A 13,958-nucleotide genomic window follows, 5' to 3' on the forward strand; every position below is an offset into this window, starting at 1 on the left:
CAGAAACATGGGCCATCGCCGCCCTCGCAGCTGGCCGTCAGTTGACACCAAGCTTCTTTTGCAGGCTGGAGGACGAGGTCGTGTACTGGAACACGAGCCGCTTCTCCGGGTAGACGTAGCGATGGGCTTTTTGCGACATCAGCGCGCCCTCGTGGAAGCCGCACAGGATCAGCTTGATCTTGCCGGGATAGGTGTTGATGTCGCCGATCGCGAAGATGCCTGATACGTTGGTCTCGAACGCGGATGTCTCGACCGGCACCAGATTGTTCTCCAGCGAGATGCCCCAGTTCGCGACCGGACCGAGCTTCATGGTTAGCCCGAAGAACGGCAGCATGGTGTCGCAGACAATTTCGCTCACGCTGTTGTCGTTGCCCTTGACGGTGGCGCCGGTCAGCTTGCCCTCGGTGCCCGACAGCGCGGTGACCTGGCCGAGCCGCAGATCCATCTTGCCGCCGGCTACCAGCGCGCGCATCTGCTCGACGCTGTGGGGGGCGGCGCGAAAATCGTCGCGGCGGTGCAGGAGCGTGATGCGCTTGGCAATCGGATGCAGATTGAGCGTCCAGTCCAGCGCGGAATCGCCGCCGCCTACGATCAGCACGTCCTTGTCGCGGAACGTCTCCATCTTGCGCACGGCGTAGTGCACCGAGCTTCCTTCATAAGCTTCGATCCCCGGCACCGGCGGACGCTTGGGTTGGAACGAGCCGCCGCCGGCCGCGATCACCAGCACCTTGCATTCGAACACCTTGCCGGCGTCGCTGGTGCAGCGGAACAGGGGATCGCCGATCTTCTCCACGGTCTCGATCATCTCGCCGAGATGGAAGGTCGGATGGAACGGCTTGATCTGCTCCATCAGCGCTTCGGTGAGGCCCTGGCCTGAAACCCGCGGAATGCCGGGAATGTCGTAGATCGGCTTTTCCGGATAGAGCTCGGCGCACTGGCCGCCGACCTTGTCGAGGATGTCGACGAAATGCGCCTTCATGTCGAGAAGGCCAAGCTCGAAGGCGGCGAACAGACCGCAGGGGCCGGCGCCAATAATCAGCACATCGGTTTTGATCGCGTCGCTCATGTCGTCTCTTTATCGGTCGTTATCGGTGGGACGGCGCCCGGCGGGCAGAGGTGACCTTGCCTGTCTAGCCAACGGGGATGGATCAGGGAAGGCATAAAAGCGGGAGCGCCCCGCAGCCGCACCCACTTGCCGGGTCAGGATAACTGGGCTGTAACGAGCAAAGATATGACGGAGATCAATCGGTGAACGCACCAAGCCGCCTCGATACGACGCCGCGCCTGGAGGACTACCCTTATCGCATCAGCGACAATGTCCGCTTCGGCGATCTCGATCCCAACCAGCACGTCAACAACGCTGTCTACGCCACTTATTTCGAGACCGGCCGTGTCACGCTGATGAAGCTCCCGGAATATGGGCTGACGCCGCCGGGACTCGCCTGGATCATCGTGCGGCTCGACATCCATTTTCGCGCGGAGCTGCATTGGCCGGGCACGATCGAACTCGGCCTCGCCGTCGTGAAGCTGGGACGAACGTCAGTGACGTTCGAGCAGGTCGTGTTTTCGGAAGGAAAGTGCATCGCGTCAGCGACGTCGGTCGCCGTGATGATCGACGAGGTGTCGCGCCGGCCAACGCCGCTCACCGCGGAAGTGCTCGAGAAGCTCAGGCCCTGGCACAAGCGCGGCATCGAGGTCGCGCCGCCGAGCTCATAGTTCAATCAACGAGGATCAGGCTTGTCAGAAGGATCAGGCCTGCCGTTCCGGCGTCGCGACCACGAGGCCGTCGAGATCGTCGGAGACCTTGATCTGGCAGGACAGGCGCGAGTTCGGGCGCACGTCGAAGCCGAAGTCGAGCATGTCCTCTTCCATCGGCGTCGGGCTGCCGACCTTCTCGCGCCATGCTTCGTCGACATAGACATGGCACGTGGCGCAGGCGCAGGCGCCGCCGCATTCGGCCTCGATGCCGGGAATGCTGTTGCGGATGGCGGCTTCCATCACAGTCGCGCCGTTCTCGACGTCCACCGTGCGGGTTTCGCCCTTGTGATCGACAAAGTGAATTTTGGCCATGTGTGCTCGTGCTGCCGCGATCTTGAGAATGAAGGAGGGTCCGGGCTGTCCTATAACGGGTCGGTCAGCCCGGCGCCATAGCGTTTTGGTAAGTCGTGAATACCGCTTGGCGGGAAGAAAACCCGTCAAAACAAAAGACTAGGGCACGGCTCTCGCCCTATCGCCCTAAGGCTTCAGGATCGCTGCGATCGCGGCGCGAGCCTCGGTCACCGCCTCTTTCAGCGCGGCGAAGGCGTGCGGCCTGCCCTGACCTGTCCGGATCGCGGTCTCCAGGCTGGCTGCGGCATCCGCCACCGCAAAGGCGCCGATCCCGCGTGCTGAGCCCTTGAGCTTGTGGGCGAGTGCGCCGGCTTCGGCCGGCAGCGCTGCCATCGCCGCGATCAGGCGCACGGCCTGCTCGGCAAACATCGCCAGCACTTCCTGTTCCAGCTCGGAATCGCCGAGCGTCATGCGGGAGAGGTGATCGAAGTCGAGCGGGCTGTCGATGGGTGCAAGCGGGGGCGAGGGCATCCAGTTCATCCGTTGCAGTTCAGGCGTCATGGCGCAGGCCCCGGCATCGCGCGATGTCCGCCGGTCCGGCGGTCAAGTTCCCTCCACCCAAGCATGGAAATGGTTAACGAAATGTTCCGGCGGTTTTGCGCAAATCTGCCCGTTTATTGACGAAAAGTTGCCGCAATCCGGCGAGTTCGGTGGAGAATTACATTTATTGCTAAGGCCTTACGGCCCGATCCTGTTAACGATGATTAAGAATGTCTTAATCGCAGGCATTTCATTCGCGACGCTCTGCCAATAGGATGTTGGAGAAATTGGCGGACAAGCCGTCCGGGTGGGGACGGCTCGGAGATCCGCGCAAGCGGCATGATCCGGACTGTGGGCTTGCGTAGCGCGCAGAGCTCGCGGGGGGACGCGTACAAGTAACGAGGGCTCGGACTGAACATGGCGAACACTCCGAAAAAGGTCAAAGACCCCACAGAAGTTGCGCTTTCTGCGATCCAGGAAGCCCTGAACATCAGCGACACGGCTGCGGACACCAGCCGAAACGCCTCGATGCGCAACGAAACGTTGCCTCCGGTCGCGCCGCCCGCTCCTCCGCTTTTCGACGAGCCGAGCTTCGACCCGCGTCCTGCCGCGAACGAGCGCGGGATGTTCGACCCGATCGAGGAGCCGCGCTCTTCGCGCCGCGCAGCCAACGACGACCGTGAGACCATCGGCCAGTTGCTGCAGGCCCTTCAGAAGGGCCGCCCTGCCCGCAGCGTCTACACCTTTGCCACCATCTTCGCCGGCGTCTGGCTCGCCGCCTGCGCCGCGCTGACGGTCGGCTTCCTGCCCTCGATCCAGGCCGCCATGGGCCAGAGCGGCGGCGTGCTCGTTATCGCCGGCTTGATCGCGATGTTCTTCGCGCCGATCATGCTGTTCTACTTCCTTGCCAGCCTCGTCTGGCGCGGTCAAGAAATGCGCATGATCGCCCAGGCGATGGCGCAGGTCGCGATCCGCTTCTCCGAGCCCGAGGGCTCGGCCTCCGATTCCATGGTCACCGTCGGCCAAGCCATCCGCCGCGAGGTCGCGGCCATGGGCGACGGCATCGAGCGGGCCATCGCGCGCGCCGGCGAGCTCGAGACGCTGGTCGCCAACGAGGTCGCGGCGCTCGAACGCGCCTATTCCGACAACGAAGTCCGCATTCGCGCCCTGCTCCAGGACATCGCGCATCAGCGCGACAATCTGGTCGGCCAGGCCGAGCAGGTCCGCAGCGCCATCTCCGGCGTTCAGATCGATTTGCGCCATGACATCGCACTGATCTCGGACGCGATCGCCTCACGCGTCGACGAGGTCGCCAAGTCCATCACCGGCGCGCTCGAAGAGCGCGGCGCCCACATCACTGGTGCGCTCAGCAACGCCGGCGACAACATGATCCTCGCGCTCGGCGAGCGCGGCGGCGACCTGCTCGACCGCCTCGAGGAGGCCAGCAACGAGACCACGCGCGCCGTGCTCGACGCCAGCGAGCGGCTGACCACCAGCCTCAACTTCAAGACCGGCCACGTCCACGACGAGTTCGTCGACCTCGCCGACCGCGTCCACGAAATGCTGAACGAGCGCATCGACCGCATCACCGGCGAGTTCGAGCAGCGCTCCGCCGCGATCGTCGACGGCATCTCCGAGCGTACCGAGCAGGTGCACGACAGCCTGAAGAATTCGTCGGACTCGCTGCTGCTCGAGCTCGAGCTGCGCTCCAACGACCTCTCCGCCAAGATCGACGACGCCGGCAACCGCCTCGCCGGCCAGATCATGACCTCCGGCGACAAGGCGAGCGAGGCGCTCGACGCCACCGTCAACACGCTGGTCGCCAAGGTCGTCAGCCAGACCGAGACCGCGCACGACTCGCTGTCGCTCCAGATGAGCGCCTTCGACGAGCTGGTGAAGAACCAGGGCACCGAGCTGGTCGAGAAGTTCGCCCGCGACTCCGGCACGCTGGGTGCGCTGATCACCCGCCACATCTCCGAATTCGACCGCACCGTGAAGACCTTCGGCGGCGAGATCGTCGATCGGATGGGCCAGCGCACGCAGGATATCCATGAGTCTCTGAAGACCTATGTCGACAATTTCGACACCCGCTTCACCGCCAACGGCGGTGCGATCACGGCCGTGCTCGACCAGCGCCTGGTGCAGTTCGAGACCACGATCGGCGAACGTGTCAGCAACCTCGATGCCTCGCTGAACGGCAAGATCTCCAGCCTAGACTCGACGATTGACGGTCACATCAAGACCTTCGACGAGCAGCTCGTCGGCCGCGTCGCCGCGCTCGAACAGTCGTTCGATACCCGTGCCAAGTCGGTCACCGAGACCATCGACGGACGCCTCAACACGCTCGCCTCGTCACTCACCGACGGTGCCGCGCAGGCGATCCAGTCGATCGACTCCCGCCTCACCCACCTCACGTCGTCGCTGACCGACGGCGCATCGCAGACCATCCAGTCGATCGATACGCGCCTCACGCATCTGACGACCACCCTCACCGGCGGCGCGTCGCAGGCGCTCGAATCCATTGACACGCGCCTCACCTACCTGACCACCGCGGTGACGAACGGCGCCTCGCAGGCCGTGCAGTCGATCGATACCCGCCTCACGCTCCTGACCTCGACGCTCACGGACGGCACCGCGCAGGCGATCGAGGCGGTCGACCGCCGCATCACCGGCGTCACCGAGATCATCGACGGCCGCAGCACGCACCTGACCGACACGGTCACGGCGCGCTTCCAGGACATCCAGTACGCCATCGAGACCAAGGTCGGCTCGGTCGCCAGCGACATCGACGTGCGCGTGGCGCAGTTCGAGGACCTGCTCGGCTCGCGCGTCGAGGCCGTCGCCGGCCGCATCGAGAGCAGCGGACGCCAGGCCAGCGAGGACATGATGTCCCGCGCCGAGATGATCTCGACCGCGATCCGCTCGCATGTCGAGGACGCCGAGCGCTCGCTCACCAACCTCGTGGTCAATACCAGCGAGACCATTCAGACCGGTGCGCGCACCGCGCAGCAGTCGCTGATGACGGTTTCCTCCGACGTCAACGCGCAGCTCAAGATGACCTCCGCCGAGGTCGAGCGCGCGCTGACCGCGGTCGGCACCGGTGCCGCGAACTCGATCCTGAGCAGTGCCCGCGAAGCACAGTCGACGCTGGTCGCCGCATCCGGCGATGCCGCCAACCAGATCAAGGGGCTCGCAGCCGACGTCGAACGCACGCTGTCGTCGGCAGGCTCGGCGACCGCAGCCTCGATCCTGGCCGGTGCCCGCGAGGTGCAGACCACGCTGGTCACGGCGTCCTCGGACGCGGCCAACCACGTCAAGACCCTCACCGCCGACGTGCAGCGCTCGCTGTCGATGGCCGGCTCCACCACGGCGGAATCGATCACCGCCGGCGCCCGCGATGCGCAGAGCGCGCTGATCGCGGCCTCGAGCGAGACCGCCAACCAGATCAAGGCGCTGTCCTCGGACGTGCAGCGCTCGCTTTCGATGGCGGGCACCGCGACGGCAGAGACCATCATGACCGGCGCCCGCGAAGCCCAGAGCACGCTCGTCAACGCGTCCTCGGATGCGGCGAACCAGGTCAAGTCTCTCGCCGCCGAAGTGCACCGGTCGCTCTCGCAGGTCGGCCAGTCGACCGCGGAGACGATCACGACCAGCGCCCGCGATGCCCAGAGCACCCTGCTCGCGGTCTCCGCCGAACAGACCGGCCAGGTTCGTTCGCTGGCGGCCGAGATGCAGCGCGCGCTGGCGACCGCCGGCGGCGCCACCATCGAGGCGCTCACCAGCGGCGTACGCGAGGCTCAGGGTACGCTGATCTCCGCCTCGACGGACGCTGCGAGCCAGATCAAGTCGCTGACCACGGACATCGAGCGCACGCTGACCTCGGTCGGTGCCGACACCGCCTCGACCATCCTCAACAGCGCGCGTGAGGCGCAGACCTCGCTGACGTCGACCTCGGCGGATGCCGCAAGCCAGATCCGCACGATCTCGAGCGAGATCGAGCGCACGCTGAGCACGGCCGCCGCGAACGCGACCAACGACATCCAGACCAGCGCGCTCAACGCCCAGAACGCGCTGATCAACGCATCCAACGAGGCGAGCTCGCGGGTCAAGTCGAGCTCGGCGGACGTCGAGCGCTCGGTGCTGGCCGCCAGCAGCAGCTTCGGCCAGGCCATGACCGGCAAGACCGACGAGATCGTCACCTATGTGCAGCAGCAGTCCGACCGTCTCGCCAACATGATCGACGCCAAGCGCGGCTCGCTCGTGGACGCGATCGGCTCGAAGACCAGCCAGCTCACGCTCGACATCGACCGCGTCACCTCCGACGCGCTGAAGTCGATCGAGACGCGCGGCCATGCGTTCTCGCAGACGATGATGGGCAACGGCTCCGAAGTGGCGCGGACCATCAACTCGGCAAGTGAGATGGCGACGGGTGCCGTCAACAAGTCGCTCAAGGACCTCGAGCAGGCCTCGCGCGCGGCGATCGACCAGTCGCGCCAGGTCTCGATCGCGGCTGTCACCGAGATGCAGGAGACCAGCAAGATCCTGCGTACCGACACGGTCGCGCTGTTCGAGCGCCTGCGCGAAGGCAACATCCTGCTCCAGGAAGTGCTGACCGGTGCGCACGACAACCTCAACTCGCTCGAGCGGGCGCTGGTGACGCGTGTCGCCGACTTCGTCTCGGCAATGAACGACGTCACCTCGCGCAACGGCGCCGCGACGCAGAACCTGGAAGACCAGCTCAACGTCTTCAACAGCAAGACCACGCGGGCGCTCCAGGATCTCGGCGAGCTGTCGACCCAGTTCGACGCGCATGGCAAGGCACTCGTCGAAGCCGCACAGGTCGTCGAGCAGAGCAACAAGAACACCACCGCCTCGCTCGCCGAACGCAAGCTGGCGCTGGAATCGCTCGTCACCACAATCGACCTGCGCACGGCCGATCTCGACCAGCGCCTGTCGCGCTTCACCGGCCTGCTCGATGAATCGCTGGCGGCCGCCGAAGAGCGTGCCCGCGACATCGCCCGCGTCGTGGCCGAGACTGCCGGCGCCGGTTCCGCCGCGATCACCCGCCAGTTCGAGGCGGTGCGATCGGCCTCCGAAGAGGAGCACCGGCAGACCGTCGAGGCGATGCACGACATCTACCGCCAGACCACCGACGAGGCGGATGCGATGTTCAAGCAGTCGACCGAGAAGTTCACCAACCTCGTCTCCAGCATGAAGCAGATGGCGTTCGAGATGCACAACGAGCTCGAAGCCACCCGCAACGAGCTGCGCCGCGGCGTGCTCGAGATGCCGCAGGAGGCCGCCGAGAGCACTGCGCAGATGCGCAAGGTGATCGTCGACCAGATCGAAGCCCTCGCCGAGCTCAACCGCATCGTGGCCCAGCACGGCCGTGGCCTCGACGTCTCCACGGCGGGCCGCGCCAGCGTGCAGCGCCAGGAAGAGCCGATGCTGGCGACCGTCGGCGCCCGCAGCACCGAGACGCGTATGCGCGAGAGCGCCAGCGCCTCGACGCTGCCGCCGCCGGACCTCGGCATGCCGGCCTCCTCGCGCCGCACCGAAGCTCCGCCGGTTGCGCCGGCCGGCAACGACCAGGGCCGCGACGGCTGGCTCTCGGACCTGTTGAGCCGCACGGACGCCAACCAGGGTGCGCCGACCGGACGTGAAGCCCAGCGCGGCCGCCAAGCTGCACCGGCTCCGCAGCCGCAGGCTCCGCAAGGTGGCGGCAATCCCCTGGAATCGCTGTCGCTCGACATCGGCCGGCTGATGGATCGCAACCTCGCGTCCGAGATGTGGGACCGCTACCAGCGCGGCGAGAACAAGGCCTTCACCAAGCGCCTCTACACGCCCGCCGGCCAGAAAGCCTTCGACGAGGTCGCCCGCAAGTATCGCTCCGACCGCAACTTCAAGGGCACGGTCGACCGCTATGTCGCGGAATTCGAACGCCTGCTCGACGAAGTCGCCCGCGACGGCCGCGGCCCGCAGGAGCTGCGCAACCACCTGACCTCGGAGACGGGCTTGGTGTACACGCTGCTCGCGCACAGCGCGGGACGGCTGGGGTAAGCGGTTCGCCGCGATAACGAATAGCGATGAAGAACGGAGCCCTCGCGGGCTCCGTTTTTGTTTTGGGGAACGTCGTTGCGCAAGCACCGTCATTGCGAGGAGCTCCTGCGACGAAGCAAATCCAGACTGCCCCCGCGGAGATAGTCTGGATTGCTTCGCTTCGCTCGCAATGACGAGGTGAGAGACGAGTGGAACGCGCCTACTGCCGCCTGCGCTCCGGCGTGGCGGGCTTGGGCGGCTCTGGCGGCGGCGACGCGGCCGCCGGTGCGCTGTTGCTGGCGCCGAACAGCACGCGGGTCGGGTTGCGATCGAAATTGTTGACGGCGCGGCTGATGTCGCCGAGCGTGCGGCGGCCGTCCGTCATCAGCGCGCCGGAGCGCTTGTCGAAATCGTCGGCCAGCTCGCGGATCGACTTCACCGCCAGGAACAGCTCGCCGCCGTCCTTGCCGCCGGCGAGCGTGTTGAGGCCGAGCATGAGGCTATCGGCCTTGAGCATGACGCCGTCGACCTTGGCCATCACCCCGTCGATCTTCTCGGAATTGCGGGCGAGCGAGTTGGTGAAGGTCTCGAGATTCTTCAGCGAGTTCTTCACCGATTCCTGATTGTCGGCGACGATCTTGTTGATGTTCTGGAGCGTGCCGCGGATTGCCTCGGTGACGTCCTGGAGCTTGTTGGGATCGGCGGTCAGCGTCGGGATGCCGTCCTCGTCAAGCGGCGGCGACGGTGCGGCCTCCTCGCCGCCCTTGAGCGAGATCGCGGCGACGCCGGTCAGGCCCTGGAATTCGAGGCCGACCAGGGTGTCCTTGCGGATTGGAGCGTTGTTCTCGACCATGGCGAGTGCGACAACCCGCCGCGGGTTGTCGAGCTTCACCGAGACCACCTCACCCACCCGAATACCGTTGAAATTGACGCTGCCGCCGTTGCGCAGGCCCGCGGCCGGGCCCTCGAACACGACGCGCAGGGGGCTGCGCTGCTTGGTGGTGTGCAACGACTGAAACCACAACACGAAGCCGATCGCGGCGGCGATCACCGCCAGCGTGAACGACCCGATCAGCACATAATTTGCGCGCGTTTCCATCAGCTACTCCGGCACCTCAGCCCATCACCGCGCGAGCGCGCTTGCCATGGAAATATTGTCTCAGCCAGGGATGCTGCGAGGCCTGCATGTCGGCAATCGACCCTGCCGCAATGATCTTACCGTTCCCTAAAACGGCGATGCGGTCACATGCTGTGTAAAGGCTATCGAGATCGTGGGTTACCATGAAAACGGTCAGCCCCAAAGTACGCTGCAGGGTCCTGACCAGCTCGTCGAAGTCGCCGGCGCCGATCGGGTCCAGGCCCGAGGTCGGTTCGTCCAGGAAGACGAGATCGGGGTCGAGCGACAGCGCGCGCGCCAGCGCCACGCGCTTGATCATGCCGCCCGACAATTCCGAGGGAAAGCGATCGGCGACTTCGGGCTTGAGACCCACCATGGTGAGCTTGGCGATGGTGATCTCGTCCATCAGCCGCTGCGACACCCGCAGATATTCGCGCATCGGAAACTGGATGTTCTGCCGCACCGTGAGCGAGGAGAATAGCGCGCCCTGCTGAAACAGCACGCCCCAGCGCCGCTCCACGTTGCGACGCTGCGACGTATTGGAGGAATCCAGGTCGACGCCGAACACCTCGATACTGCCCGCGAGCTTCGGCACGAGGCCGATGATGGTCCGCGTCAGCACCGACTTGCCCGCGCCGGAAGGGCCGACGAAGCCAAGAATCTCGCCGCGCTTGACGTCGAGGTTGAGGCCGTCGAGCACGCGCGTCGCGCCGAACTGCACGGTGATGTCGCGGACGCTGATGATGGGGTTCTGGATCTCGCCTGCCATCGTCACATCCCGATCGAGGCGAAGAAGATGGCGAACACGCCGTCCATGACGATGACGAAGAAGATACCCTTCACCACCGACGCCGTCGTGTGCTGGCCTAGCGATTCCGCGCTGCCCTGCACGGCGAGCCCTTCCACGCAGGCGACGATGCCGATCACGGCGGCCATCACCGGTGCTTTCACGATGCCGACGATGAAATGGTCGATCGAGATCGCGTCGCGCAGGCGCAGCAAAAACGCTTCGGGATCGACGCCGCCATAGAGCCAGGCGACGAGACCGCCGCCGTAGAGCGCGGCCATGGCGCCGAGGAAGGCCAGGATCGGCAGCGCCATCACCAGCGCCAGCATGCGCGGCAGCACCAGCACCTCGATCGGATCAAAGCCCATGGTGCGCAGCGCGTCGATCTCTTCGCGCATCTTCATCGAGCCGAGCTCGGCGGTGTAGGCGCTGCCGGAGCGGCCCGCGACCATGATCGCGACCAGCAGAACGCCGATCTCGCGCAGCACCAGCACGCCGAGCATGTCGACGACGAAGATGTCGGCGCCGAACCTGCGGAAATGGAAGATGCCCTGCTGGGCAATGATGCAGCCGATCAGGAAGGTGATCAGCACCACGATCGGCACCGCGCGCCAGCAGACCTGCTCGAGATGATGCACGGTCGAGGTCAGGCGGAACGAGCGCGGGTGAACCAAGGTGCGCGCGCCCGCCGCGAGCACGGCGCCGAGCATGTCGATGAGGCCTGCCACGGTGCCGCCGACCCCGGCCACGGCACGGCCGATCTGGTCCAGCATTCCGGTGATGGTGATCGTGCTGGTGTCGATGACGGGCGTCGCCCTGACCCGCCGCACCTCGTCCACGAGACTCGAATAATTGGCGGAGAGGCCAGCGATCTGCGCCTCGACGGCGCCCTGGGTCAGGCTCCGGCGCAGCCGCTCGATCAGCCAGGCACCGAAGGTGTCGAGCTTGGCGACCTCGGAAACATCGATGAAGATGCTTTGCGAACCGCCGGCAAGCTTCTCGGCGTCAGCCACCATCCGCTCCAGGACCGGCGCGAAGCTCGCGGTCCAGGCTCCGGTGGCGCAGAGTGCCAGCGCATTGCCTTTCGCAATCCGTTCCAGCTTCGGATCGCCGCTCAAGATGTCCGCTCCCGTGCCGGGGCGCGAGAAACGGATGAAATCAGATGGTTGCGCACGCGCCCTTACCCGGAGAAGGTATCCCCAACTGGTTAACCTTAGTTGCTAGAGGTAACCAGCAGGTTCAGATTTCGCCAGAGTTCAAAATGACTTCCAGCAAAGTTCCGGCCCTCGCGGCACGAATCGAGCGCTTTCCCATCGCCGGCAACTTCACCATCAGCCGGGGCGCCAAGACCGAGGCCGTGACCGTCGTGGCCGAGGTCAGCCGGGACGGCCTGACGGGCCGCGGCGAATGCGTGCCCTATCCCCGCTATGGCGAGACGCCCAAGGCGACCCTTGCCGCCGTCCAGGCCATGCAGGAGGCTGTGGCCCGCGGGCTCACCCGGCAGGCCTTGCAAGCCGCCATGCCGCCTGGCGCGGCCCGCAATGCCCTGGATTGCGCCCTGATCGATCTGGAAGCCAAGGCCGCGGGTTTGCGCGCCTGGAGCCTGCTCGACCGCCCTGCGCCGGGCGAGCGCACCACGGCCTACACGATCTCGCTGGGCACGCCCGAGGCCATGGCGGCTGCCACCGCCAAGGCGGCGCACCGGCCGCTGCTCAAGATCAAGCTCGGCGGCGACGGCGATGGTGAGCGGATCGCCGCGGTGCGCAGCGCCGCCCCCGAATCCGAGCTGATCGTGGATGCCAACGAGGCCTGGACCGAGGCCAATCTGGAGCACAATCTCGCGGCCTGCGACGCCGCCGGCGTCACCCTGGTCGAGCAGCCGCTGCCGGCCGGCAGGGACGACGCGTTGGCGCGGATCAAGCGCCCGCTCGCGGTCTGTGCCGACGAGAGCGTGCACGACCGCAACTCGCTCGCACCCTTGCGTGAACGCTACGACGCCGTGAACATCAAGCTCGACAAGACCGGCGGCCTCACCGAGGCGCTGGCGATGGCCGATGCCGCGCAGGCGCTCGGCTTCGAGATCATGATCGGCTGCATGGTCGCAACCTCGCTGTCGATGGCGCCTGCGATGCTGGTGACGCCGCAGGCGCGCTTCGTCGATCTCGACGGTCCGCTGCTGCTGGAGCATGACCGTGAGTACGGCCTGCGTTACGACGACAGCCTGATTTATCCGCCGGACTCTTCGCTGTGGGGGTGAGTTTTCAGCCGGTGCCGCGCCGACCAGATCAGGAGCGCGCCGACAGCGGCCATCGCCGCCATCACGTAATAGAGGCCATCGCCGATGCGGGCGTAGATCGCGCCTGACGCGATCGAGGTGGTCGCACCCAGCAATCCGTTGCATGCGGCATAGTAGCCCTGCCCCCGCGCGATCTGATGCGACGGCACGCGCTGCACCATCAGACTCATCGTGCCGAGGATGGTCATCCCGAAGGTCAGGCCGTGGCCGAGCTGCACGACCGCGAGCAGCGCGAGCGGCGGATCGTGCGCGGTGACGACCCAGCGCACGACTGCGCTCGCGCCCCCGATCGCCATCAGTGAGGACGGGTGCAGCGAGAAGCGCGGCGACAGCGCAAACACGATGATCTCGGCGATCACGCCTAACGTCCAGAGGCCCGCGATCGTCAGCCCGCCGAGGCCGTGGGCCTGCCAGTTAATAGCCGAAAATGTATAATACGCGACGTGACTGCCCTGGATCAGCGCGGCAGAAACGATGATGGCCCAGAAGCCGGCATCGCGCAGCAGCGCTTTGCTGGCGCGCGCCTCTGTGGTCCTTCGCCTGACATCATCCAGTGGCTGGAGCAGCACGCTGGCGGCGACCGCAACAACGGCCCAGGCGACGATGACCCAGATCAGATCGCGCGCCGCGATGTGGTCTACGAGATAGCCGCAGGCGAGCGAGCCGGCGGCGAACGCTGCCGAGCCCCACAGCCGCACCGGCCCGTAGTCGAGCCCGTAGCGGGCGACGCCGCGCAGCGCGTAGGCATCGGTCAGCGGCATGGTCGGCGTCCACATCATGCAGGTCAGCGCATAGATCAGGAACAGCGCCAGCGGCTGCTGCTGCAGACCGACCGCCGTGAACCCGATCGCCGTCGCCAGCACCGACACCATCATGCCGGCGCGAATGGCATGTCGCTTTTCGGCAAAGGCGGTGATCTGCGGCAGCGTGGTGAAGCGCGTGATCGCCGGCAGCGCGTTGATGAGGCCGATCCAGGCCGCGTCGATGCCGATCGCCTTCAGCCAGACCGGAAAGAACGGCAGATGCGTACCCGACACCGCGAACACGGCCGAGTAGAACAGGGCGAGGCTCACGGCGAATCGCCGCTTCCGAGATGCCGCAATGGGGATTAGTGATTCGGGTGCCATCAA

Annotated in this window: 11 protein-coding genes; 4 read left to right on the top strand and 7 right to left on the bottom strand. The window is 66.0% G+C overall.

Translation table 11 applies throughout. The features are described from left to right. Positions 1-37: 37 nt before the first annotated feature. Positions 38-1,066, bottom strand: a complete 1,029-nt coding sequence (locus tag IVA88_RS14425) for an NAD(P)/FAD-dependent oxidoreductase (protein WP_247497892.1) — start codon at positions 1,064-1,066, stop codon at positions 38-40. A 182-nt stretch (positions 1,067-1,248) separates the two neighbouring features. On the opposite strand from IVA88_RS14425, the gene IVA88_RS14430 reads away from it, so the two are divergent. Continuing rightward, positions 1,249-1,716 (top strand): thioesterase family protein, encoded by a 468-nt coding sequence (locus IVA88_RS14430; RefSeq protein WP_247497893.1) that lies wholly within the window; start codon positions 1,249-1,251, stop codon positions 1,714-1,716. A gap of 33 nt (positions 1,717-1,749) precedes the next feature. Here the strand turns inward: IVA88_RS14430 and IVA88_RS14435 are convergent, their stop codons facing one another. After that, positions 1,750-2,070 (bottom strand): 2Fe-2S iron-sulfur cluster-binding protein, encoded by a 321-nt coding sequence (locus tag IVA88_RS14435; RefSeq protein ID WP_007602043.1) that lies wholly within the window; start codon positions 2,068-2,070, stop codon positions 1,750-1,752. Between the two features lie 165 nt (positions 2,071-2,235). After that, complete coding sequence (locus tag IVA88_RS14440) at positions 2,236-2,610, bottom strand: Hpt domain-containing protein (protein WP_247497894.1); 375 nt, start codon at positions 2,608-2,610, stop codon at positions 2,236-2,238. Between IVA88_RS14440 and IVA88_RS14445 the strand changes: the two genes are divergently transcribed. Together IVA88_RS14445 and IVA88_RS14450 are read left to right on the top strand one after the other, a co-directional pair. Further along, positions 2,609-2,863: a hypothetical protein gene (locus tag IVA88_RS14445; protein WP_247497895.1), complete on the top strand. Its 255-nt coding sequence runs from the start codon at positions 2,609-2,611 to the stop codon at positions 2,861-2,863. The two genes, IVA88_RS14440 and IVA88_RS14445, sit on opposite strands and share 2 nt — an antisense overlap. Before the next feature lie 143 nt (positions 2,864-3,006). Then, entirely contained in the window at positions 3,007-8,649 is a 5,643-nt protein-coding gene (locus IVA88_RS14450) for a negative regulator of septation ring formation (protein ID WP_247497896.1), read from the top strand. A gap of 199 nt (positions 8,650-8,848) precedes the next feature. On the opposite strand, the gene IVA88_RS14455 is transcribed toward IVA88_RS14450, so the two are convergent. The 3 genes from IVA88_RS14455 to IVA88_RS14465 are packed head-to-tail and all read right to left on the bottom strand — an operon-like array spanning position 8,849 to position 11,650. Further along, positions 8,849-9,727 (bottom strand): MlaD family protein, encoded by an 879-nt coding sequence (locus IVA88_RS14455; protein WP_247497897.1) that lies wholly within the window; start codon positions 9,725-9,727, stop codon positions 8,849-8,851. Positions 9,728-9,743: 16 nt separating this feature from the next. Continuing rightward, entirely contained in the window at positions 9,744-10,514 is a 771-nt protein-coding gene (locus tag IVA88_RS14460; RefSeq protein ID WP_247497898.1) for an ABC transporter ATP-binding protein, read from the bottom strand. A gap of 2 nt (positions 10,515-10,516) precedes the next feature. Next, on the bottom strand, positions 10,517-11,650 hold the full coding sequence (locus IVA88_RS14465) for an ABC transporter permease (RefSeq protein ID WP_247497899.1): 1,134 nt from the start codon (positions 11,648-11,650) through the stop codon (positions 10,517-10,519). A 143-nt stretch (positions 11,651-11,793) separates the two neighbouring features. Between IVA88_RS14465 and dgcA the strand changes: the two genes are divergently transcribed. Then, the gene (dgcA, locus tag IVA88_RS14470) at positions 11,794-12,789 is read left to right on the top strand and encodes an N-acetyl-D-Glu racemase DgcA (protein WP_247497900.1); all 996 of its coding nucleotides are present in this window, start codon (positions 11,794-11,796) and stop codon (positions 12,787-12,789) included. Here dgcA and IVA88_RS14475 read toward each other — a convergent pair. Continuing rightward, the gene (locus IVA88_RS14475) at positions 12,759-13,955 is read right to left on the bottom strand and encodes a major facilitator superfamily domain-containing protein 6 (RefSeq protein ID WP_247497901.1); all 1,197 of its coding nucleotides are present in this window, start codon (positions 13,953-13,955) and stop codon (positions 12,759-12,761) included. The two genes, dgcA and IVA88_RS14475, sit on opposite strands and share 31 nt — an antisense overlap. Positions 13,956-13,958 lie beyond the last annotated feature (3 nt).

This window comes from Bradyrhizobium sp. 149 (assembly GCF_023073915.1).
Lineage (GTDB): Bacteria > Pseudomonadota > Alphaproteobacteria > Rhizobiales > Xanthobacteraceae > Bradyrhizobium.